The organism is Leifsonia shinshuensis, assembly GCF_031456835.1.
Lineage (GTDB): Bacteria > Actinomycetota > Actinomycetes > Actinomycetales > Microbacteriaceae > Leifsonia > Leifsonia shinshuensis_C.
On record NZ_JAVDVK010000001.1, the window covers coordinates 2,402,386 to 2,424,324 of the forward strand.

A 21,939-nucleotide genomic window follows, 5' to 3' on the forward strand; every position below is an offset into this window, starting at 1 on the left:
GACCTTGGCGAATCGCTACGCCTACCCCTTGGAGTCCCGGTGCAGGTCACCCCGCTCATCTGGATCATCACCATCGCGGTGACGATCGCCTTCTTCGTCTACGAGTTCTTCGCGCACGTGCGCAAGCCGCACGAGCCCACCATCGGCGAGTCCGCGCGCTGGTCCGCCTTCTACATCGGTCTCGCGCTGCTGTTCGGCGTGGGCATCGGCCTGGTCTCCGGGTGGGACTTCGGCGGACAGTACTTCGCCGGCTACCTGACCGAGAAGGTACTGTCGGTCGACAACCTGTTCGTCTTCCTGCTGCTGATGACCGCGTTCGCCGTGCCGAAGGCGTACCAGCAGAAGGTGCTGATGATCGGCATCATCATCGCGCTGGTGCTGCGCGGCGCGTTCATCGCGGTCGGCGCCACCCTGATCGAGAGCTACTCGTGGGTGTTCTACCTGTTCGGCGCCCTGCTGCTGGTGCTGGCCTGGCGGCAGGCGTTCGGCGCGCACGACTCCGACCCGTCCGACAACCGGGCGATGCGCTTCATCCGCCGCCACCTTCCGGTCACCGAGGAGTATCACCGCGACCGTCTGACGGTGAAGAAGGACGGCCGTCGCTTCGTCACGCCGATGCTCCTCACGATCATCGCCATCAGCCTGATCGACGTCGTCTTCGCCGTGGACTCCATCCCCGCGATCTACGGCCTGACCAGCGAGGCGTACATCGTCTTCACCGCCAACGCGTTCGCCCTGATGGGACTGCGGCAGCTGTTCTTCCTGATCGGCGGCCTGCTCGAGCGGCTGGTCTACCTCTCGCAGGGGCTGGCCGTCATCCTCGGTTTCATCGGCGTGAAGCTGGTCTTCCACGCGCTGCACGTCAACGAGCTGCCGTTCATCAACGGCGGACGGCCGGTGGAGTGGATCCCCGAGATCCCGGTCTGGTTCTCGCTGGTCTTCATCGGCGCGACCATCGCCGTCGCCGCGATCGCCAGCCTGCGCAAGACGCGCAACGAGCGCCCGGCCGAGGTCACGACGGGCGAGGCTGCGCAGCGTTGAGCCGAGACGCCTCGGGGTCGCGCTTCCACGCGCGGAGGGTGTGCCCGTAGCCGACCAGCTCGTGGCCGACGACCTCGATCACGGCGCCCAGCGCGACCAGGCCGATGACGATGCTCAGAGCGGTCAGCTCGCCCGGCCGGTCGAGGTCGATCGACTGGCCGGGATGCGTCACCGCGCCGAAGATGACGGCGGCGGCGAGCGGGGTCAAGGTGACCAGCAGCAGCGGGATGTGGGTGAGATCGAGCGAGTGGAGCAGCACGCTCCAGGTGCCGAAGATCAGGACGATCGTGATCGCGAGCGGGACGGCGAGAGCCAGGGCGATCCCGAGCAGCGAGACGCCGCCGCTCTCCATCGCGATCGTCGTCAGGTGGAGGCCGGCGCCGATGGCGGCGATCGACCCGAACAGCGGCAGGTGGGCGTACCGCCAGCCGTAGGCGCGCTCCCGCAGCCGTTCGAGCACCAGCCTCGACGGGACCAGGAAGTACGTCCACCAGACGCAGGCGGCCGTCACGAGCCCGGAGGCCGCGATCAGCACCGCCTCCGGCGACCAGCCGCTCTCCTGGGTGAGCACGCCGACCGCGGCAGTGGTGCCGGCGATGACCTCGCCGATGGTGATGATCGTGAGGAGTGCGAAACGCTCGGCGAGGTGCCCGGCGTTCCAGGGCGAATAGCCGTACCAGCGGGCGGCGACGGCCGGGGCGACCATCTCGAAGAGGGCCAGTGCGACCAGCAGCCAGACGGTGACCGCGGTGGGCAACGGCACGATCGCGCTCAGCAGCCAGCAGACCTGCACGACGGAGATGATGACGACGTACGAGAGCGCGTTGCGCCGGTGCTCCGGGTCCTCGCGAGCGGCCCTCAGCCAGAGGGCGATCTGCGGCACGCGCATGATGATGTAGCCGATCACCATGAGCAGGTTGTTGGGGCTCTCGCCGTGCGCCGCCCGCTCGAAGCTCACCGGCAGGCCGTAGGTCAGCACCAGAACGCCGATCATCTGCACGATGGTCGCCAGCCGGAGCAGCGCGTCGTCGTTGCCGTAGGCCGACGTGAACCAGGTGAAGTTGAGCCACGCCCAGCTGACCGCCCACACGGCGAAGATGTAGGCGCCGATCGCGGGCCAGATGTCCCCGTGGCCGAGCTGCTCGGCCAGCTGGTCGGAGGCGGCGGCGAACGCGACCACGTAGGTCAGGTCGTAGAGCAGCTCCAGCGGGGTCGTGGTCCGGCCGCGCTCGCGCGGGTCGCGGCCCGGCATCGGCCGGATCCGGTGCCGCAGCTCGTGCCGTAATTCGTCCGCGAAGTCGGTCATCGTCCACCTGCCCCTCGGCGACGAGTCTGGCTCATCCGGCCACCCTGCGGGAAGCGGTGCGGGCCTCCGGCTGCTCAGAGCCCGGATATCCGCTCCTCCAGCAGGGCGAGCATCGCCTCCGCCGCCCGGCCGGGCCGTCGGCGCGCGATCGCGCTCAGCCGCCATGCGACCGGTTCGCGCAGAGCACGCACCACTGCGCCGGGCGCGGGGATCACAGTCAGCTCGGGGAGCGCGGCGACGCCGAGACCCGCGGCGACGAACCGCGGGATCTCGCCCAGGTCGGACAGCTCGGTCGGCACCCGGCGCGTCAGGCCGCGCGCCGCGAGGGCGCGGTCGAGGGTGACCCGGTTGCCGAAGCCGCTGCGCGCATCCACCCAGGTCTCATCGGCGAGGTCGGCGAGCGACACCGACCGCTTGCGGGCGAGGGGATGCGCCTCCGGCAGCACAACGACGTACGGCGAGTCGGCGAGCGGATGCGTCAGGAGGTCGGAGACCGGATCGGGGAGGCCGTGGAAGGCGATGTCGAGGCGGCCCTGGCGCACGTCCTCGACGAGACCGGTCGAACCGCTCGGGGACGGGCCGAGCCGCAGGTCGACCTCGGGGTGGCGCCGATGGAACTCGCCCATCACGCCGGGGAGGTCGATCGTCGTCAGGTTCGTGAAGATGCCCACGCGGACGGTGCCCCGCAGCGGGCCCTGCCGGTCGGCCAGCTCGCGCATCCGCTCGACCGACTGCAGCGTCGCCCGGGCTTCGGCCACCACCGCCTCTCCGACGTCGGTGAGCCGGACTCCGTGCGCGTCGCGCTCGAACAGCGGAGCGCCGAGCTCGCGCTCCAGGCCGCGGATGCCGGCGGAGACGGTGGACTGGGCCGCGAAGACCCGCTCGGCGGCGCGGGTGAAGCTGCGCTCGTCCGCGATGGCGACGACGTATTCGAGCTGGCGCGTGTCCACTCGTGCATCGTATCCGTCGATGCTCAGCATCGTCTATTTCCGTTGGACTCGATGCTGGACGAGGAGCATATTCGACTCATGACCACCACGATCGAATCCCTCGCCATCGGCCGCCGGCCGTTCCGCCTCCGTCACGGAGCCGGCTTCTGGGTGATCGCCGCCGCCTTCCTCGCAGTGATGGCGTTCTCGACCATCCCGACTCCGCTGTACGCCCTCTACCAGGTGCGCGACGGCTTCCCGACCTGGGTGGTGACCGTCATCTTCGCCGCCTACGCGGTCGGCGTCATCGCCAGCCTCTTCCTGATCGGCCACCTGAGCGACTTCGCCGGCCGCCGCCGCATGGTGCTCATCGCGGTGCTCATCGAGATCGTGTCCGCGGCGCTCTTCCTGGTCTGGAACGACGTGGCCGGCCTGATCGTCGCCCGGACGCTGTCCGGGATCGGCGTCGGCGCGCTGACCGCCAGCGCGACCGCACACCTGTCCGAGCTGCGCGCCGTCGCGCGCCCCGAGGAGGGACCGCGGCTCGCGGGGACGGTGTCCACCGCCGTGAACACCGGCGGCCTGGCCCTCGGTCCGCTGATCGGCGGCGCGTTCGCGCAGTTCCTACCCGCGCCGCTGCTGCTCCCCTACGCGGTGTTCCTCGTGCTGCTCGCCGTCGCGGCGGTCGCCGTCGCACTCGTACCCGAGACAGTCGAGCGGGCCGAGGAGCGCCCGGCGTACCGGCCGCAGCGCATCTCGCTGCCCGCGGAGGCGCGCGGCGCCTTCTCGGCGGCCGCTGTCGCAGCGTTCGCCGGGTTCGCGGTCTTCGGCCTGTTCACCTCGCTCGCGCCGAGCGTCCTCGCCGGGACCCTGCACCAGACGTCGCACCTGCTCGCCGGCGCCGTACCGTTCGCCGTGTTCGCCGCCTCCGCCGTCTCGCAGATCGTGTTCGCGCGGGTCAGCACGCGGACCCAGCTCGTGCTGGCGCTCGTGCTCATGCTGGTCGGCCTGGCCGGGCTCGCTGTGGGCGTGCTCGCCGCATCCCTCGCGGTGTTCATCGTCAGCGGCGTGCTGGCCGGCGCCGGTGTCGGGCTGCAGTTCCGGTCGTCGATCGCGGTCGCCGCATCGCTGGCCGCGCCGGAGCGCCGCGGCGAGGTGCTCGCCGCGATCTTCCTGATCGCATACATCGGCCTGGCGCTCCCGGTGCTGCTGGTCGGGGTCGCGCTCATCCTGTGGCCGCTGGTGCCGGTGCTGGTCGTGTTCGTCGCGGCGATCGCGGTGCTGTCGGTGCCGGCAGGGCTGCGGATGATGCGGCGGGCGTGAGACGCATAGGGTCGGTGTATGGCCGCTGCACCCTCTGACCGACCCATCGCCCTCGTCACCGGAGCGTCGCGCGGCATCGGCCGCGCGATCGCGGTCGATCTGGGACGCACGCACCACGTCCTCGTCGGCGGGCGGGATGCGGCCGCGGTCGAGGCGGTCGTCGCCGAGTTGCCGTCAGCTGAGCCCTTCGTCGCCGACCTGACCGCGGACCCGAGCGGCGCATCCCTGCCGTCCCTTCCCGACCGCCTCGACGTGCTCGTGCACTCGGCGGGCGTCGAGGACGGCGGGACGATCGCGGAGACGGACGCCGAGACCTGGCGTCACGTCTTCGAGGTGAACGTCTTCGCGGTCGCGGCGCTGACGCGCGTCGCGCTTCCCGCACTGCGCGCGGCGAAGGGGCTCGTGGTCGCGATCAACAGCGGCTCCGGACTGACGAGCGGGCCGGGAGGCGGGGTCTACGCGGGTTCGAAGTTCGCGCTGCGCGCTCTGACCGACGCCCTGCGCGAGGAGGAGCGGCCCAGCGGCGTGCGCGTCACGAGCATCCACCCCGGGCGCGTGGACACCGACATGCAGCGCGCGCTCGTCGCCCGGGAGGGCCACGACTACGACACCGCCTACACGATCACGCCCGAGATGGTGGCCGCGACCGTGCGTCTCGCGGTCGACATGCCGCCCGCCGGCACGGTCGAGTCGCTGAGCGTGCGCCCGTTCCACCGGCGCTGACGCGCGGCGCGGCGCTCGCCGGGCGCCGGGCGCCCCGCTCCGTTTCGCCGAGGTGCACGTCGTTGCGCACCCGCGCGGCGTGTCGCCCGCAACAACGTGCACTTCGGCGGAGGGGGGAGGCGCGGAGCGGCTACTTGCCGTCCGTGTCCTTGTGCTCGTCGGGGCCGCCGCCCGAGACGGTGTCCTCGCCGGGCTCGGGGGAGCTTCCGTCGGAGCCGGAGCCGTCGGGCAGCTCGTCCGCGTCCGGTCGCTTGTTCTCGTCGCTCATGCGTCGTCCTTCCGTTCGGTGCTGACCGCGCGACGGTACCCCTCCGCGCCCGGGAGGTCCATGCACCGCATCCACGGGACGGGTCAGGAGATCAGCGCCACCATCCCCGCAATGAGGGTCGGGAGCCCCACCAGGACCGCGATCGCGATGGCGACGCGGCGGCCCCAGAGGTCGAGCGGGTTCGTCGGGGTGGTGTCGGTGGCGCCCGGGAGGGCGATGCGGCGGATGCTGCTCATGGTCGGCTCCTGCGATGTCGTACCGCCCGCGACCGTGCGGGCTCGATACGAGTCTCCGTCGGCGGCCCAGCGGGTGCGAGGGCTTGACAGGATACGCGACAGCGACCCGTGACATTCCGGTGCCCGGTGCGTCACCCGCGCGCCCTAGACTGACGCCGCATCCGCAGAGGCGAGAGGACGGTCGGGATCCGGTGAGCAGCGCATCCACCCCTCCGGCCGGGTCGCTCGCGCGCCGGCTGGGGCTCGGCGACGCCATCGCGATCGGCCTCGGCTCGATGATCGGCGCCGGGGTCTTCGCCGCCTTCGCGCCGGCCGCCGCAGCAGCCGGGGCCGCGCTGCTGGTCGGGCTGGTGATCGCGGGCTTCGTCGCGTTCTGCAACGCGACCTCGTCGGCGCAGCTGGCCGCGCAGTATCCGACCTCCGGCGGAACGTACGTCTACGGTCGCGAGCGCCTCGGCGAGTGGACCGGCTTCGTCGCGGGCTGGTCGTTCGTCGTCGGCAAGACGGCGAGCTCGGCGGCGATGGCGCTGACCTTCGCGAGCTACGCGGTGCCCGGTCCGTGGGTGAAGCCGGTGGCCGTGCTGGCCGTCGCGGCGCTCACCGTCGTGAACACGCTCGGGGTGACGCGCACCGCGCTGCTGACGCGCGTCCTCGTCGTCGTCTCCCTCATCGCTCTGGCGGTCGCCATCACGATCGGCTTCGGGCACACCGCGGCGAGCGCCGCGCTGCCGGGTCCCGAGGTCACGCTGTACGGGGTCCTGCAGTCGGCCGGATTCCTGTTCTTCGCCTTCGCCGGGTACGCCCGGGTGGCGACGATGGGCGAGGAGGTGGTGGATCCGGCGCGCACCATCCCGCGCGCGATCACGACCGCCCTCGCGGCGGTGCTGGTGGTCTACGCCCTCGTCGCGGTGTCGGCCCTGCACGCACTTGGGCCGGCGGGGCTGGCCGCGTCACCGGCGCCGCTCGACACTGTCGCGGCCACCAGCGGTGCGGCGTGGCCGGGCGTCGTCATCCGGATCGGCGCCGCCACCGCCGCGCTCGGCGCACTGCTGGCGATGATCGCGGGAATCGGACGGACGACGCTGGCGATGGCCCGCAACCGCGACCTCCCCGGGTGGCTGTCGGCCGTGCATCCGCGCTTCCGCGTGCCGTACCGGGCGGAGCTCCTGCTCGGCCTGATCGTCTGCGTTCTCGTCCTGACGACCGACCTGCGCGGCGCGATCGGGTTCTCGTCGTTCGGCGTGCTGCTCTACTACCTGGTCGCCAACGCCTCCGCCTGGACCCAGGACCGCCCCCATAGGCGGTACCCGCGCCTCCTCGCCGTCGCGGGGGCGATCGGCTGCGCGGTGCTGGTCGCGACTCTGCCGCCGACGTCCATCCTGGCCGGGGTGCTGGTCGTCGCCGCCGGGATCGGCTACCGTTTCGTGCGTCTACGGGCGATGGCCGCGCGAGACAGACGCAGCGAGAAGAGCGGAGGGATGCCATGAGCACGGCGCGCATCGACGGGATCGACCCGGCGGCGGCCCCGTCCGGCACCGGGTGTGAGGAGTGCGGCGAGACCGGCAGCTGGTGGCTGCACCTGCGCCGCTGCGCCGAGTGCGGGCACGTCGGATGCTGCGACGACTCGCTGAACACGCATGCGACGAAGCACGCGCAGAGCACCGGGCATCCGATCATCCAGAGCTTCGAGCCCGGCGAGGACTGGTTCTACGACTACCGCACCCAAGCTTTCGTCGACGGCCCGCGGCTCGCTCCCCCGGAGAGCCATCCGAGCACCCAGTCCGTGCCGGGACCGGCGGACCGCGTACCGCGCGACTGGGAGCGCAGGCTCGAGGAGCGCGGCTGACGCTCGCGGCTGACGGCGCTGACGCGGCACCGCATCCTGATCGGGGCCTGTTCCGCGACCCGCTTCCCGGTTAGCGTGGCGGCATGAGCCCGTCGTCGAAGTCGGAGACCTTCCTGGAGGTCGACGGCGAGCAGGTGCGCATCTCCAGCCCGGACAAGGTCGTGTTCCCGGAGCCCGGGCTGACCAAGCTCGACCTGGCCCGGTACTACGTGTCCGTGGCGGACGGCGCGCTGCGCGGCGCGGGCGGTCGGCCCATGGTGCTCAAGCGCTACGTCAAAGGGCTGACGCAGGAGCCGTTCTTCCAGAAGCGCGTGCCGGAGGGGCATCCCGCCTACATCGACACCGCCACCCTGCACTACGCCCGCGGCACCTCGGCCGAGGAGGCCGTCGTGCGCAACGCCGCCGGGCTGGCGTGGGTCTCCAACCTCGGCTGCCTCGACCTCAACCCGCATCCCGTGCGCGCGGAGGACCTTGACCATCCCGACGAGCTGCGCGTCGACCTCGACCCGATGCCCGGGGTCGACTGGTCGCAGATCATCGACGTCGCCTTCATCGCGCGCGACGTGCTCGAGGACACCGGACTGGTCGGCTGGCCGAAGACGAGCGGGTCGCGCGGGCTGCACATCCTGGTCCGCATCGAGCCGCGCTGGAGCTTCGCCGACGTGCGCCTGGCCGCCGAGACGCTCGCGCGCGAAGTCGAGAACCGCGCCCCGGGGCTCGCGACCACGCGCTGGTGGAAGGAGGAGCGCGGCGAGAGCGTCTTCGTCGACTTCAACCAGAACGCGAAAGACCGCACGGTCGCCTCCGCGTACTCCATCCGGGCGCTGCCGGACGCACGCGTCTCCACCCCGCTGGACTGGGACGAGGTCCGCTCACGGCGCCCCGAGGAGTTCACCGTTCCGACCGTGCTGCAGCGCTTCGCCGAGCGCGGCGACCCGCACGCCGGGCTCGACGACGCCGCCGGCTCCTTGAATGCGCTGCTCGACCTGACGCGACAGCTCGGCCCCGCCGAGAAGCCGCCGCGGGGCGGTGACGGCGCGGGCCGCCGCGTCTCGCAGATGCCGCTCATCGAGGTCGCGCGCACCAAGACGAAGCCCGAGGCGATGGAGGCGCTCGACCGCTGGAAGGCGGAGCATCCGGACGCCGCCGCGCAGCTGCATCCCGCGGACGAGCTCGTCGACGGGATGCGCGGCTCCAGCTCGCTCTGGTACCGCGTGCGGATCAACCTGCAGCACATCCCGGAGGCCGACCGCCCGGAGCAGGGCCCGCTGCTGGCCGACTACGACCCGTGGGCGGGACGCGGCTGAGCGTTCGTTCGTGAGCGGCGGCCGAGCCACCAACCCACTGTGCCGGCCACCAGGATGAGCGATGCCGCCGCGAGACCGAGCGCCCATTGGAGGGCGGCATCCACACCGGAGGGCGCGAAGTACGACGAGCTCAGCGGGGCGTAGGCGTACCAGCCGAAACTCGTCACCGTACGCGGGACGGCGAACAGGATCGCGGAGACGATCGCGCACGCGATGCCGAGAGCGAAGAGCACGGCGGCGACGGCGGACGACCGCGAGCGGCGCCCGGACGCGTCCGGTCGGTTCCCCTGCGTCATTTCTCCCCCGTCCGCCGACCCGAATGGAACCATTCTGCCGGTATCGGACATTCCCCTATAGGAGCGCGGATCAGCACGGCGAAAAGGGGAGCCGGTGACCGCGCATCCGGACCCGGGGGCCGAGGCTTCGCCCGCGGGGCGGCGCGAGGGCCGTGCACGGAACCGGGGGGGGTGAGTGCGCGGCCCTCCTTGCCGACGCCGGGATGCGCTGTGCGGCACCGATCGGGCGACTCGCGCAACGCGCCCGGCCAGGGGTGGATGCGCGCCCCGGCGTGCGACACGATGGTGGCATGACGGACGCACGCGTGACCTCGGTGAACCGCGACGACGAGCACCGCTTCTCGAAGCAGCCGCGCCCATCCATCACCCTGATCACCGGTCTGGGCGTCGAGGGGGATGCGCACTTCGGCGCCACCGTGCAGCACCGGTCCCGGGTGCGCCGCGACCCGACGCAGCCGAACCTCAGGCAGGTGCACCTCATCCAGGCGGAGCTCTTCGACGAGGTCACGCCCGACGTCGAGCCCGGTCAGCTCGGCGAGAACGTCACCACCGAGGGCATCGACCTGCTTGGCCTTCCCCGCGGCGCGCGCCTCCGTCTCGGCGACGAGGCCGTCGTCGAAGTGACGGGCCTGCGCAACCCGTGCGTGCAGATCGACCGCTTCCAGCCGGGACTGCTGAAGCAGGTGGTCGGGACGGATGCCGACGGCGCGACAGTCCGCCGGGCGGGTGTGATGGGGGTCGTGCTCAGCGGAGGGGTGGTGCGGCCGGGCGACGCGATCGGGGTCGAGCTGCCGGACGGCGAGCGGGAGGCGCTGGCGCCGGTGTGACCAGCTCGGAGTATCCCCGGAAAGGGGGGTAGACCGGGGCGTCAGTGGTCCGAGTACTCTCAAAAGATGAGGGAAGCTCGATGAAGACGGCTCGGCTGCGCACGGAGCAGGGACTCAACAGCCCTTCGCCGTCCCAGCGGCTCTCTCACATCGATGGACTCCGAGCAATCGCAGTGATCGCGGTCATCCTCTACCATTTCGGCGTTCCCGGTCTTTCGGGCGGCTTCCTCGGGGTCGACGTCTTCTTCGTCATCAGCGGGTACGTCATCAGCCGTTCCCTGACCGCGGCACACAGAGACGAACCCGGGCGCATGAGGACGTGGCTACTGGCCTTCTACAGCCGACGGTTGTGGCGCATCGCACCGGCCCTGCTGGCGATGCTGCTCGTTGTGGGGGTGCTGTTCGCGCTCTTCGAGCCGCGCGGGTATTCGTCCGGAACGATTCTCTGGACGGGAATCGGGGCGTCTGTCGGAGTGTCCAATATGGTGCTGCTCGGGAGTCAGCAGGGGGACTATTTCGACGCGACGACGGCGTTCAATCCATTCCTTCACACCTGGTCGCTCGGGGTCGAGGAGCAGTTCTACCTCGTCTTCCCTCTCATCCTCTGGCTCGTCGTCGCACGTCACTCCAGGCGTGGGCGCTTTCGGGGGCAGGTACTGCTCGGCCTGCTCGCCGCACTCTCCCTGGTGGCCGCCATCTGGATGTGGCGGGCGGCGCCCGAGGCGTCGTTCTACCTCCTCCCCACGCGGTTCTGGGAATTGGCCGCCGGCGCCCTGGCGTTTCAGGCTGTCGGATGGGCGTCGCGCAGCTTCCCTGGCGCTGGGGTCCGCCGCGCCATGGCCTGGGTCGCCTCTGCGGCGATCGTCGCGGCGATGGTCGGCCTGGGCGGTCATGACAGCCCCTTCCCCGCCGCGCTCCTTCCGGTTGCGGCGACCGTGATCCTCATCTGGTTCGCTCCGGCGACAAGCGGATGGTCCGCACCCGGACGCTGGCTGGAGGCGCGTCCGATGAGCTGGGTGGGCCGTGTCTCGTACTCGCTGTATCTGTGGCACTGGCCGGTGATCGTGATCTGGGTCTGGCTGCTCGGGCATCCGGGGCCGGTCGGCGTGGCGTGCGCGATCGCCGTCTCGGTCGGGTTCGCCGCGCTGTCGTATTACGTCGTGGAACGTCCAATCCTCCGTGGACGCATGGCCCTGCGACCGCTGCGGCGTCGCGAGCTGGTGGTCGGGCTGACGGCCGTTACCGCGACGCTCGCCCTCATCGTGGCCGTCGGCTGGCGCCACGACGGCTTCCTTCGCGACTCGCCGATCTCCCTCTCGGTGACAGCGCGGGCCGCATGGGCGAGCGCGGACCTCGGGGCCGATACAGCACCCTCGCAGAAGGAGACTGGGGGAACGGCGCGATTGATCGTGGTCGGAGATTCGCACGCCAACGCCTATCGGGCCATGCTCACGACTGCCGCCCGCAGACTCGACATGCCGATCGAGATCGCCAGCCGCTCCGGCTGCGGATACACGCTGCTGACGCCGGTGCCCTCCGACGGCCGGTGCGACCCGATTCGCAACGCCGTCGACTCCGCCCGGCGTGGGGACGTCGTCCTGTTCCTCGGCCTGCGCTCGCCGCGGCTGGCGGACAATGGCGTGCTCGAGCCGACCTACCTTCCTCAGACTGCGGCGAACGCGAAGGAGCGCGAGGAGGCACTTCAACAGTTCACGCCCATCGCAGCACGGCTGACGCATGCCGGAATCAGGGTGATCCTCAATAATCCAGAGCCCCTCTTCGCCCACTCGCCCTACATGTGCGACGACTGGTGGTTCGGTGCGAACAAGGCCTGTCGGCTCCCCGCGACGATGGCGCGCAGCGAAGAAGTGAAGCTCGGCCTTCCGGCCACCCAGAACATCGGCGCCGTGCGGGGAGAAGTGCCGGAGGTGATGGTCTGGGACGTCTTCGATGCTCTGTGCCCCCATTCCCACGACAGGTGCGGTCAGTACGACGATGACGGCCATCCTCTCTTCGTGGACACCGATCACGTCTCCGGGTGGGGCAACGCCGCGGCGCTCCCGAGTTTTCAGGAGCTGCTCGAGCGCGCTGCCAACCGCCAGCACGTCGGTGCAACCGATGATTGAGAACGGTCCACCAACGGCGTGAGTCTCTTGCCGCACGCCCGACGACGCGGTTCCATCGGGTCATGCGCATCCGTCAGATCGCCCAGCGGGCCGTCGACCTGGACAGGGCCGCTCACTTCTACTCGCTGCTTCTCGAGCAGCCGGTCGCCGCGGTGTTCGACCCTCCCGGCCTCGTGTTCTTCACTGGCGGCGGGATGCGGCTGCTGATCGATCGGGCCGCGCCCAGCAGTCTCATCTACTTCGAGGTGGACGACGTCGATGCAGCCGTAGAACGAATGCGGCCGCACGCCACGATCACCACGGAGCCGCACGTGATCTTCCGGCACGACGACGACACGCTGGGGCCGGCCGGGCAGGAGGAGGTACACGCGTTCCTCACCGACAGCGAGGGCAACACGGTCGGGCTGATCGGCTTCCGTTCCGTGGTCCCGGCGCAGGATGACAGGCGATGAGCCCGGAACCGCCCCGACGGTACTGCTGGATCGGGCTGGACGACGCATCCCGGTTCGACATCGCCGACCTCCGTTTCGGTGAGAGCTCGCTGACGGCGCAGGGCACCTCGCTCACGAGCGCCTACGCGGCGGCGTGGACCCTGGACGTCGGGCCCGGCTGGATCACGCGCCGGATCACCGTCACTGTCGCCGCGGACACGTGGCGGCGCTCGCTCGAACTGACGATGGATGCGCGCGGCGCGTGGGCCGCGCACCCCGAGAGATCAACCGGCGGCCCCGCAGAGCCGCCGGGTCTCACGCCCGGCGCATCCCTCGCCGACGCCGTCGACTGCGATCTCGGGCTGTGCCCGGTGACCAACACCATGCCGATCCGGCGACTCGGGCTGCTGCGCGGCGACGTAGCACCCACCCGGATCGCGACGGCGTGGGTCGAGGTGCCTTCACTCCGCGTCGTGCGAAGCGAGCAGGTCTACGCATCGCAGGGAGGCGTCATCACCTTCCGAACCGGGTCGGGCGACTTCACGGCCGACCTGGTGACGGACGAGCTGGGCGTGGTGACGCACTACCCGGGCCTCGCCACCGGCGCCGTACCCCCGGCAGCCAGCTGAGCGGCCATCCTCCGCCAGACATCCAGGGGTCGCAACACGCCGTTATGGGCGCGCGACCCCTCGACGGTGCGGGAGGGGGGCGGCCGCCGTCAGCCGCGGCGCGGCTTGCGCGGCGGGCGGTCGTCGCTCTGCCAGGAGGAGGCGCGGCCGCCGCGACCGCGGTCGGGGCGCAGCTGGATGAGCTTGCCGCCGATGCGCGTGCCGGAGAGTCGCGAGAGCGTGTCGCCGGGGAGGTCGGCGGGCAGTTCGACGATGCTGAAGTCGGGCATGATCCGGATGTGCCCGAAGTCCTCGCGGCTCAGGCCGCCCTCGTTAGCCAGCGCGCCGACGATCTGGCGCGGCTCCACCTTCTGGCGCTTGCCGACTTCGAGGCGGTACGGCGCCATCGGGGTGTCGTTCCGCTCGCGCCGACCCGGACGGTCGCCGCGGTCGGCCCGCGCTCCCCGGCCGCCCGCGCGGTCGGCTCCGCCGGCCCGGTCGCCCCGGCCCTCGCGCTCCGCCGGCGGCGCCAGCTCGTCGCGTTCGCTGAGCAGCAGCGGCTCGTCGCCCTGGGCGACCACGGCGAGCGCCGCCGCCACGTCCGCCTCCGGAACGTCGTGGTGCTCGACGTAGTGGGCGATGATCTCGCGGAAGCGCGAGATCCGCTCCTCCGCCGCGAGCGCCTGGGTGATGGCGTCGTCGAAGCGGGCGAGGCGGGTGACGTTCACGTCGTCCACGCTGGGCAGCTGCATCTGCGTGAGCGGCTGGCGCGTGGCCTTCTCGATGGCGGTCAGGAGCCGACGCTCACGTGGCGTGACGAAGCTGATCGCCGCGCCGCTGCGTCCGGCCCGGCCGGTGCGCCCGATGCGGTGGACGTACGACTCGGTGTCGACCGGGATGTCGAAGTTGACCACGTGGCTGATCCGCTCCACGTCGAGCCCGCGCGCCGCCACATCCGTCGCCACCAGGATGTCGAGCTTGCCCGACTTGAGCTGGTCGACCGTCCGCTCGCGCTGGGCCTGCGCGACGTCGCCGTTGATGGCCGCCGCCGAGTAACCGCGGGCTCGCAGCCGCTCCGCGAGGGTCTCGGTCTCGTTCTTGGTGCGGACGAAGATGATCATCCCCTCGAAGTTCTCCACCTCGAGGATGCGCGTGAGCGCATCCACCTTCTGCGAGTACGACACGACGAGGTACCGCTGTGTCGTGTTCGCCGAGGTGGTCGTCTTCGACTTGACGGTGATCTCTTCGGGGTCGTGCAGGTACTTCTTCGAGATGCGGCGGATCTGCGCGGGCATCGTCGCCGAGAAGAGGGCGACCTGCTTGTCGTCCGGGGTGTCCGCGAGGATGGTCTCCACGTCCTCCGCGAACCCCATCTTCAGCATCTCGTCCGCCTCGTCGAGCACGAGGTACTTCAGCTCGGAGAGGTCGAGCGTCCCCTTCTCCAGGTGGTCCATGATGCGGCCCGGGGTGCCGACGACGATGTGGACGCCGCGGCGCAGCGCGGACAGCTGCACGCCGTATCCTTGCCCGCCGTAGACCGGCAGCAGGTGCACGCCCTTCATGTGCGTGGCGTAGCTCTCGAAGGCCTCGGCCACCTGCAGCGCCAATTCGCGCGTGGGCGCCAGCACGAGCGCCTGGGGGCTCTTCTGGGACAGGTCGAGGCGGGACAGGATGGGCAGCGCGAACGCGGCCGTCTTGCCCGTGCCGGTCTGGGCCAGGCCCACGACGTCACGGCCCTGCAGCAGCGGCGGGATGGTGGCCGCCTGGATGGCGGACGGGGTCTCGTAGCCGACGTCCTTGAGCGCTTTGAGGACGGCGCCCTCCAGCCCCAGCGAGGAGAAGGTCGGCGCGTCGTCGGCGGCTTCGGCGTCGACGTGGGCTTCGTCGGTGGCGGAATCTGGCGTGGTCACCGTCCCACGGTAGTCCCCGGACGTGGCGGCGTGTTGCCGGAGTCAGTCCTCGGCGACGAGATCCCGGTATTCGGCGTGCTGCTCGATGAACGACTTCACGATCGGGCACTCGACCTTCACGCGCATCCCTTCGTCGCGGATCTGGTCGAGCACGCGCTGGATCAGCGCGGTCGCGACCCCCTGCCCGCGGAACTCGGGGAACACGGACGTGGCGATCACGGTGACCACGTCGCCGTGCCGCGCGTACGTGATCCCGCCGACCAGGGTGTCCCCGCTGACGGCGTCGTACGTCTGCGACTCCTCGTTCTTGACGACGAAGAAGTCGATGCCCGGCTGCGCGGGCGCGTTGGACGTCACCTCGTCGATCAGCACGCGCTGCGTCTCGGTGAGCGTCCCGGTTCCATCCGGATAGCCGGCCTCATCCGGGTACTCGAAGTCGCCGCTCGCCCCATCAGTCATCGTCATCACCTGCCCGAACCGCCCGCACGGGATGCGCGGGATGAGGGAACGCTATCCCCGGCGGGAGGGTGCGCGCCACCGGGGATCGACGATGCCGCCCGCATCCCGTCCACCGCCTACCGCAGGCGTCGCCTCAGCCGCCTGACGAGGACGAGCGCGCTTCCCGAGACCAGGAGGAATGCAGCGCCCACCAGGGCGGGAACTCTGTCCAGACCCGTCGAAGCCAGCCCGACGGGCCGGTCGGCGTCGACGGTCACCCGGGCGGTCGATGGCTGCGAGGTCGCCAATACCAGCGTCAGCGGGACGGCGCCGGTCGCGACCGCGGTGTTGACGATCGCGTCCGACTGTACGTCGGCGCTGGTTACGTCATAGGTCGCGGCGCAGGTCGCCTCTCCGCCAGGGGCCAGCGGCCCCGTCGGGCAGTCGACCGACAGCCGCCCGGTGCCAGTGAACGCGCGCTCCACGACGGCGACGTTCGCCAGCGTGACATTGCCGTCGTTGGTGATCCGATAGGTGTACCGGATGCTCTGGCCAGCTGCGCTGACGCTGTCACGATCCGCCTGCTTGACCAAGGTGAGCGCGGGATGCTGCGCGATGGTGACCGTTGCCGTCGAGGCGGCGGACGTCACGGCGGCGCCGTCAGGGTCGAGTCCGGAGGCCGTGGCGGTGTTATCGATCCGGCCGCGATCCAGGTCCGCCTGGGTCGCGGTGTAGCTCACCGAGCAGTCGACCACCTGCCCCGGCGCCAGGGTGCCGGTGCAGCCGCTGGGGACGAGCGGACCGCTTCCGGTGAAGGTGCCCTCGACCACATCCACCCCACTGACCGTGACGTTGCCGGTGTTCGCGACGTGGAACCGGAAGGTCACGGCCTGCCCCGGCGCGGTGATCGAGGCGACGTCGGCCGTCTTGGTCAGTGCGAGGCCGGGTGTCCGGTCGACGGACACCGTGACCCGAGCCGAAGTCGCGGCGACGTTCGCGCCCGCCGGGTCGGTCGCCGTCGCGTCGCCGGTGTTCGTGATGCTGCCCGCGTCGATGTCGGCCTGAGTCACGCGGTAGGTGGCGACGCACGTCGTCTCTTCGTCCGGCGCAAGGGTCGTCGACGGGCAGCTGATCGCGGACACCGTGCCGGTGCCGGTGAAGGCCAGCTCGTGTGCAGCGACCGCAGCGACGCTGACGTTACCGGTGTTGGTGACGAGGAAGCGGTACGTGATGGCCTGGCCGGCGGCATCCACGGTCGCCCGATCGGCGGACTTCGTGACGGTCAGCGCGGCCGACTGAACCGCCATGACGCTCGCGCTGCTCGGATCCGAGGTGACCAGGGCGCCGCTCGGGGCGGACCCGGACGCGACGGCGGTGTTCGTGATGGAACCGCGGTCGATGTCTTGTTGCGTGACCGCGTAGGCGGCGGAGCAGTCCATCGACGCGCCGGGGGCGAGGTCGGTGCGCGGGCACTGGATCTGCCCAGGGAGACCGGATCCAGTGAACGCCTGGTCGCCGACGACGATGCCGGTGACTACGACGTTGCCCGCGTTGGTCACATGCAGGTTGTAGTGGATGCTCTGCCCCGCCGCCGAAATACTGGCCACATCAGCGGTTTTCGTGAGAGCCAGCGCCGGCGCCTGAGCCACTGTCACCGTCGCGGTGGACGTGGGGGAGGTCGTCGTCGCGCCGCCCGGGTCCGTGCCGGTCGCCACCGCGGTGTTGACGATCGTTCCGGCGTCGATGTCGGCCTGGGTGACCGCGTAGGCGGCGGTGCAGGTCATGGTCGCGTTCGGTGCCACGCTGGTCTGCGGGCACGTGGGCTGATCCAGGTTCCCTGCCCCGGTTGTTGAACCGGTCCCGGTGAACGACACCTCCTTCACGGTCACGCCGTTGATGGTGACGTTGCCGTTGTTGCCGACCTCGAAGCTGTACTGCACGACCTGGCCGGGCGCGTTCACCTGGGCCGGTGTCGCGGACTTCTGGATGGTGAGGCCGGGCACCTGCGCGACCGTGACGATCGCAGAGCTCGAGACGTCGGGCAGCGCCCCGCCGCTCGGGTCGATGCCGGTGGCGGACGCGGAGTTCGTGATCGTCCCGCGGTCGATGTCGGCCTGCTGCACGGTGTAGCTGGCCGTGCAGACCGTCGACCCGGCGGGCGCGAGGGTGGTCACGGGGCAGGTGATCCCCGACACCGTTCCAGCCCCGGTGAACGTCTGCTCCTCGACGTCGATTCCGGTGACCGTCACGTTGCCGACGTTGCGGACGGCGAACTGGTACGTGACCGTCTGGCCCGCCGTGGTGACGTACGTCGGGGTGCTGGTCTTGGTCAGCGTCAGCGCCGGGGACTGGTTTGCGGTGACCAGGGCGGTGCTTGCCAGCGAGGACACGTTCACGTTGCCCGGTGAGGTGGCGGTGGCGTTGGCGGTGTTCTCAAACGCGCCGTGGTCCACATCCAGCTGGCTGACTGTGTACGCGGCGGTGCAGATCATGCTCACGCTAGGCGCCAGCGTGGCGCTCGGGCAGCTGATCGAGCCCAACGGGTTGCTGCCGCTGAAGCTCTGCTCCACCGGTTGCACGCTGCTCAGCGTCGTGTTGCCGGTGTTCGTCACCACGAAACGGAATGTCACCGCCTGCCCCGCAGCGGTCACCGTCGCAGGCGAAGCCGTCTTAGAGACGGTGAGCGCCGGGGCGCGCGTCGCGGTCACTACCGCGGTGCTGTCGGCAGAGGAGACGGCCTGACCCGCCGGGGTGGCCGCGGTGACCGCGGCAGTGTTTGTGATCGTTCCCCGGTCGATATCGGCCTGGGTGACCGTTGAGGTGGCGATGCAGGTGGTGGCTGCTCCAGCAGCCAGGGTCGTCGTCGGACAGTTGACCGCACTCAGACCCGCACCGCTGAACGAGCCTTCGACCACGGTGACGCCGCTCAACGTCGTGTTGCCCGTGTTGGCGACTTTGTAGCTCCAGGTCACCGTTTGGCCCACCGTGTCCACGGTTGTCGGGCTCGCCGTCTTCTGCAGTGTCATGGCCGGCGCTGGGACGGCGTTTACGGTGACAGAGTTCGACACGGTGGTGAGCGCTCCGCCCGTCGGCGGCTGCGCCGTCACGGTGGCGCGGTCGGTGACGTGGCCGAAGTCGAGGTCTGCCGCGGTCGCTTTGTAGGTCGCGACGAAGGTGCCGACCTGTCCCGGTGCGAGCGTCGTCGAGGTTCCGGAGCACGTCGCTGCCGGCGTCGAGCGAGAGCTGCAGGTGACAGTGGGCGCCGCCGCGCCGGGTGCCCCGTCGATGATTGCGTCCGTCACGGTCACCCCGGATAGGGTCACCGCCGTGTTGTTGGTTACCTGGAAGGTGTACGACACGGTGTCGCCGGCGGCGCTGTAGGTAGGCGTTGACGTCGCCTTCACGATCTGCGGCTGGGTTTGGGTCGCCTGCAGACCGGTGTACGACGACTCAGCGGTCGCAAGGGGCGTCGCGCCGGAGTACACGGTCGTACCGACGCTGTTCCAGGCGACGCTTCCGACGGTCGCGTTCGGGGTGGAGACGGTGTAGGAGATGCTGAACCGGGTGGTGCCCGCGTCGCCCGCCACGAACACGGTGCCGTCGTACGCGAATCGCAGCGCCGTGGTGGCCCCCACCGGGCTCGGAACCGTCGACGACCAGTCGTTGACACATCCTGGGTTGCTCGCCAGCACTTCGGGACGGCAGGGATTCGCCGCGGTGGAGTATTGGACGGACACTCCGGCGGGCAGGGTCCCGAGCGACGTCAGAGTCGCGCGGAACTGCGACTGCCGCGCCTTCGTCGAGCTCGCCTCCGTGTCGCCGACCCGGGGCAGGAGATCGTACATGACCGGGTTGTCCAAGTTCGCCGCGCCGGTGTTGGCGAAGCTGACCGTGTAGGTCGCCGCACCTCCCGTCGGGCTGACCGTGCCGATCCCGCCGGAGCCGACGGGGGCTGCGTCGAGGTTGCCCTGGACTTGTTTGTCCACGGCGAACGCAGGGTTGATCGCCGCGACGGCGAGTGGGGCCGACATGCCGCAGTAGTTCGAGGTGCCGATGCCGTTGGAGGTCAGATCGCTGTTCGCGGTCGGGTTCTTCGGCACGCCCGCCGATGGTGCGGCGAGGTTCTTGGTCGAGTGGTCGATGCACGCCGTCAGGGCGGCAGCACCGCCGTATCCGACGGTGATGTCGTTCTGGTACACGCCCGCGCAACCGCCGGGCAGTTGGACGGTGAGCGGGTTCTGCTGGATCTCATAGTCGCCAGGTTGGAGGACGACGCCGGCGGGGATCGTCCACTCGTACAAGGTGCGACCGGTGCCGTTGAAGTTCGGCGTCATTACAGCCGTGATCGTGCCCGCGGAGTAGCTGCGCGCGCCCGAGAAGGTTGTGACCTGGCCGTAGTTGGAGCCGGAACTGTGGGCCAGCACCAGCTTGATGGGAGTGGTCGCCCCAGCCGTCACGACCGCCGCCTCAGGCGCGAGGTAATCCACCGTGATCTGCTGCGAGGGCGCAGTGGTGATCTCGACCGAGTTGTTCGATGCTGTGGTGTTGTTGAACGCGACCGTTTCCGTGCACGTCGTCGCCCCGTTGTAGGTGGCGTTCACGACCGGGTTCAAAATCGCTCTGCCCTGTGCGCCGGAGTTCTCCACGATGATCGAAGCGGAGCCTGTGTCGGTGGCGAGAGGGGTCGAGTCCCCGACCTTGAAAGCTTGGCTCGTCACCGTGTTCGTGAGGACGATCGGGCCGAGCGCCTCGGCCGCTGCGGACGCATATCCGCGCACTTCGATGGTGAGGCCGCCAGCCGGGTTGGAGCCCTGGCTCGCAATCGGGGGGACGTCGATCTCCGCGATGGGCAGATCGGTCGGAATCGTCCACCCGGCACCGGCCGCGTACGCCACGGTCGCCGTGCTCCCGTCCGGGTGGATCAGCGTCAGCGGAGTTCCGGTCGGGGGCACGAAGCCGGCGACAGTGACAGCGGTGGGCACGTAGAGCGGCGTCTGGCAGTAGGGTGCGCCAGGAGCGAGCGAGCTGTAAACGGCGCCGGAGCCGGCACTGAGACACGGCATCGGGTCTCGGACGGCGAAGTCGGCGCCGGCGTTCGCGCCGTTGGAGCGGAGGAGGATGTCGAACAACGCGGTGCTGCCGGATCCGTCCCAATTGCCCGGGTACGTATAGGGCGTGAGCGGCGTCCCGAATCCTCCGACGCTGTACTGGCCGCCGTTGTACAACGAGGTCGTGTAGCTGGCCTTCTGAACGAAGTCCGCCGGCACAGGACTCGAGACCGTCGCACATCTCGGACCGGCGGTCAGGGTCCCCGGCGTCGAGTCGACGTATGTGACCGAGCCTGTCAGGCTTGCACAGAGCGTTGTACCGACCGGCGTCGGCGAGGACCCGTCTGTGGTCACGGTCCCGTTGATGTTGATGACCGGCACCGTGCCACCTGGGCCGCCTCCGGCGGTGGATCCGTATTTCGGGTCCGCGCAGGTCGCGCCTGTCGGGTCCGAGTACGAGACGGTGCGGCTCGCGACGTCGTAGGCGAGGATCGCGCCTGGCGGCGTCCCCGACGGGGTCTGCTGCAGCGTCGTCTCCGTGAAGCCGGTCGGCAAGGTGACGGTGAACGAGACGCTGCTCGTCCCGATGTCGCCGCTGAGCTGCTGTCGGACGGCGGTGCAGTCGAGGCTCACGCTGAACGAGAATGCGCCACCCGGAACCGTCGTCGGCGTGGCCGCGAGGGTGGCTTTGACGTTGCGACCGGCGGTGACCGTCAGCACTGCCGGCGTCGGCGCGACCGCGCCGGCGAACCCCGTGTACGCGACTGTCGGGGTGATGGTGAGCTGCGCGTTGTTGTAGGTGAAGTACTCCGGCGGGGTGACCGTGAAGTTGCATCCCATCCCGCCCGTCGGCACGGTGCCGTAGTTGAACGTGACGACCCCGGTGCCGACGGTCTTCGTCACTCCCGAGCAGGTCGAGTTGCCGACCCAGCTCGCGAAGTCGTTCGTCGGCCCGTCTCCGGTCAGCGTGGTCGTCGGGAAGCTGACGGTGGTGTTCGCGCACCCGCCGGTCGTGCTGCACGACACGACGACGGTGAACGTCGCGGCCTGGCCGCTTTTCACGGTCGACGAGGACGGGGTGATCGTGATGCTCGCGTCCGCGTACGCAGGTGCGCCGAGTCCCATGGTCAGGCCGACGATGGCCGCGAGCACTCCGAGGAACGCTGCGACCCTGAGTGCCGCGCGCCGCACCGGCTGCGCACTTCTTCCACTGCTGTCCGCGACAATCGACACAGAGGCATCCCATCCTGCTCACCCGATGAGCCGTCAAACGGGA

18 protein-coding genes are annotated in these 21,939 nt (G+C 70.3%); 10 read left to right on the forward strand and 8 right to left on the reverse strand.

Going from position 1 to position 21,939, the window contains the following annotated elements:
• Positions 1-39: 39 nt before the first annotated feature.
• Positions 40-1,041 (forward strand): TerC family protein, encoded by a 1,002-nt coding sequence (locus tag J2W45_RS11670; protein WP_310131991.1) that lies wholly within the window; start codon positions 40-42, stop codon positions 1,039-1,041.
• Here the strand turns inward: J2W45_RS11670 and J2W45_RS11675 are convergent.
• On the reverse strand, positions 1,013-2,347 hold the full coding sequence (locus tag J2W45_RS11675; protein WP_310131994.1) for a low temperature requirement protein A: 1,335 nt from the start codon (positions 2,345-2,347) through the stop codon (positions 1,013-1,015). The genes J2W45_RS11670 and J2W45_RS11675 overlap by 29 nt on opposite strands.
• A gap of 74 nt (positions 2,348-2,421) precedes the next feature.
• Positions 2,422-3,297 (reverse strand): LysR family transcriptional regulator, encoded by an 876-nt coding sequence (locus J2W45_RS11680; protein WP_310131997.1) that lies wholly within the window; start codon positions 3,295-3,297, stop codon positions 2,422-2,424.
• A 78-nt stretch (positions 3,298-3,375) separates the two neighbouring features.
• Here J2W45_RS11680 and J2W45_RS11685 point away from each other — a divergent pair, with 78 nt between their 5' ends.
• Positions 3,376-4,599, forward strand: coding sequence for an MFS transporter (locus J2W45_RS11685; protein ID WP_310132000.1), 1,224 nt, complete (start codon positions 3,376-3,378; stop codon positions 4,597-4,599).
• Positions 4,600-4,617: 18 nt separating this feature from the next.
• Positions 4,618-5,322 carry an SDR family oxidoreductase gene (locus J2W45_RS11690; RefSeq protein WP_310132003.1) on the forward strand — a complete coding sequence of 235 codons (705 nt, stop codon included), beginning with the start codon at positions 4,618-4,620 and terminating at the stop codon, positions 5,320-5,322.
• A gap of 130 nt (positions 5,323-5,452) precedes the next feature.
• Here the strand turns inward: J2W45_RS11690 and J2W45_RS11695 are convergent, their stop codons facing one another.
• Both J2W45_RS11695 and J2W45_RS11700 read right to left on the reverse strand, forming a co-directional pair.
• Positions 5,453-5,590 carry a hypothetical protein gene (locus tag J2W45_RS11695; protein WP_310132006.1) on the reverse strand — a complete coding sequence of 46 codons (138 nt, stop codon included), beginning with the start codon at positions 5,588-5,590 and terminating at the stop codon, positions 5,453-5,455.
• Between the two features lie 83 nt (positions 5,591-5,673).
• Positions 5,674-5,826: a hypothetical protein gene (locus J2W45_RS11700; RefSeq protein WP_310132009.1), complete on the reverse strand. Its 153-nt coding sequence runs from the start codon at positions 5,824-5,826 to the stop codon at positions 5,674-5,676.
• Positions 5,827-6,017: 191 nt separating this feature from the next.
• Between J2W45_RS11700 and J2W45_RS11705 the strand changes: the two genes are divergently transcribed.
• The 3 genes from J2W45_RS11705 (at position 6,018) to ligD (ending at position 8,979) form a co-directional block, all read left to right on the forward strand.
• The gene (locus J2W45_RS11705) at positions 6,018-7,313 is read left to right on the forward strand and encodes an APC family permease (RefSeq protein WP_310132013.1); all 1,296 of its coding nucleotides are present in this window, start codon (positions 6,018-6,020) and stop codon (positions 7,311-7,313) included.
• Entirely contained in the window at positions 7,310-7,672 is a 363-nt protein-coding gene (locus J2W45_RS11710) for a UBP-type zinc finger domain-containing protein (RefSeq protein WP_310132017.1), read from the forward strand. The genes J2W45_RS11705 and J2W45_RS11710 overlap by 4 nt, the downstream gene beginning before the upstream one ends.
• An 83-nt stretch (positions 7,673-7,755) precedes the next feature.
• Positions 7,756-8,979, forward strand: a complete 1,224-nt coding sequence (gene ligD / locus J2W45_RS11715; RefSeq protein WP_310132020.1) for a non-homologous end-joining DNA ligase — start codon at positions 7,756-7,758, stop codon at positions 8,977-8,979.
• Here ligD and J2W45_RS11720 read toward each other — a convergent pair.
• Complete coding sequence (locus J2W45_RS11720; RefSeq protein ID WP_310132022.1) at positions 8,952-9,275, reverse strand: hypothetical protein; 324 nt, start codon at positions 9,273-9,275, stop codon at positions 8,952-8,954. The genes ligD and J2W45_RS11720 overlap by 28 nt on opposite strands.
• Before the next feature lie 290 nt (positions 9,276-9,565).
• On the opposite strand from J2W45_RS11720, the gene J2W45_RS11725 reads away from it, so the two are divergent.
• The 4 genes from J2W45_RS11725 (at position 9,566) to J2W45_RS11740 (ending at position 13,288) form a co-directional block, all read left to right on the forward strand.
• Complete coding sequence (locus J2W45_RS11725) at positions 9,566-10,102, forward strand: MOSC domain-containing protein (RefSeq protein ID WP_310132025.1); 537 nt, start codon at positions 9,566-9,568, stop codon at positions 10,100-10,102.
• An 80-nt stretch (positions 10,103-10,182) separates the two neighbouring features.
• Positions 10,183-12,228: an acyltransferase family protein gene (locus tag J2W45_RS11730; RefSeq protein WP_310132027.1), complete on the forward strand. Its 2,046-nt coding sequence runs from the start codon at positions 10,183-10,185 to the stop codon at positions 12,226-12,228.
• 62 nt (positions 12,229-12,290) lie between these two features.
• Positions 12,291-12,680, forward strand: coding sequence for a VOC family protein (locus J2W45_RS11735; protein ID WP_310132030.1), 390 nt, complete (start codon positions 12,291-12,293; stop codon positions 12,678-12,680).
• Positions 12,677-13,288 (forward strand): putative glycolipid-binding domain-containing protein, encoded by a 612-nt coding sequence (locus J2W45_RS11740; RefSeq protein ID WP_310132032.1) that lies wholly within the window; start codon positions 12,677-12,679, stop codon positions 13,286-13,288. Before J2W45_RS11735 ends, J2W45_RS11740 begins: the two co-directional genes overlap by 4 nt.
• A gap of 89 nt (positions 13,289-13,377) precedes the next feature.
• On the opposite strand, the gene J2W45_RS11745 is transcribed toward J2W45_RS11740, so the two are convergent.
• The 3 genes from J2W45_RS11745 to J2W45_RS11755 form a co-directional block, all read right to left on the reverse strand.
• Positions 13,378-15,177, reverse strand: coding sequence for a DEAD/DEAH box helicase (locus J2W45_RS11745; RefSeq protein WP_310132035.1), 1,800 nt, complete (start codon positions 15,175-15,177; stop codon positions 13,378-13,380).
• Between the two features lie 42 nt (positions 15,178-15,219).
• Positions 15,220-15,636 carry a GNAT family N-acetyltransferase gene (locus J2W45_RS11750; protein ID WP_310132037.1) on the reverse strand — a complete coding sequence of 139 codons (417 nt, stop codon included), beginning with the start codon at positions 15,634-15,636 and terminating at the stop codon, positions 15,220-15,222.
• 116 nt (positions 15,637-15,752) lie between these two features.
• Positions 15,753-21,896: a beta strand repeat-containing protein gene (locus J2W45_RS11755; RefSeq protein WP_310132039.1), complete on the reverse strand. Its 6,144-nt coding sequence runs from the start codon at positions 21,894-21,896 to the stop codon at positions 15,753-15,755.
• Positions 21,897-21,939: the final 43 nt, after the last annotated feature.

What these genes read in the sequence shown, in the direction of transcription:
- J2W45_RS11750 (WP_310132037.1), bottom strand. Translation starts at nt 15,636, where the DNA reads ATGACTGATGGGGCGAGCGGCGACTTCGAGTACCCGGATGAGGCCGGC.
- J2W45_RS11725 (WP_310132025.1), top strand. Translation starts at nt 9,566, where the DNA reads ATGACGGACGCACGCGTGACCTCGGTGAACCGCGACGACGAGCACCGC.
- J2W45_RS11735 (WP_310132030.1), top strand. Translation starts at nt 12,291, where the DNA reads ATGCGCATCCGTCAGATCGCCCAGCGGGCCGTCGACCTGGACAGGGCC.
- J2W45_RS11695 (WP_310132006.1), bottom strand. Translation starts at nt 5,590, where the DNA reads ATGAGCGACGAGAACAAGCGACCGGACGCGGACGAGCTGCCCGACGGC.
- J2W45_RS11675 (WP_310131994.1), bottom strand. Translation starts at nt 2,347, where the DNA reads ATGACCGACTTCGCGGACGAATTACGGCACGAGCTGCGGCACCGGATC.
- J2W45_RS11720 (WP_310132022.1), bottom strand. Translation starts at nt 9,275, where the DNA reads ATGACGCAGGGGAACCGACCGGACGCGTCCGGGCGCCGCTCGCGGTCG.
- J2W45_RS11710 (WP_310132017.1), top strand. Translation starts at nt 7,310, where the DNA reads ATGAGCACGGCGCGCATCGACGGGATCGACCCGGCGGCGGCCCCGTCC.
- J2W45_RS11685 (WP_310132000.1), top strand. Translation starts at nt 3,376, where the DNA reads ATGACCACCACGATCGAATCCCTCGCCATCGGCCGCCGGCCGTTCCGC.
- J2W45_RS11700 (WP_310132009.1), bottom strand. Translation starts at nt 5,826, where the DNA reads ATGAGCAGCATCCGCCGCATCGCCCTCCCGGGCGCCACCGACACCACC.
- ligD (WP_310132020.1), top strand. Translation starts at nt 7,756, where the DNA reads ATGAGCCCGTCGTCGAAGTCGGAGACCTTCCTGGAGGTCGACGGCGAG.
- J2W45_RS11740 (WP_310132032.1), top strand. Translation starts at nt 12,677, where the DNA reads ATGAGCCCGGAACCGCCCCGACGGTACTGCTGGATCGGGCTGGACGAC.
- J2W45_RS11690 (WP_310132003.1), top strand. Translation starts at nt 4,618, where the DNA reads ATGGCCGCTGCACCCTCTGACCGACCCATCGCCCTCGTCACCGGAGCG.
- J2W45_RS11730 (WP_310132027.1), top strand. Translation starts at nt 10,183, where the DNA reads ATGAAGACGGCTCGGCTGCGCACGGAGCAGGGACTCAACAGCCCTTCG.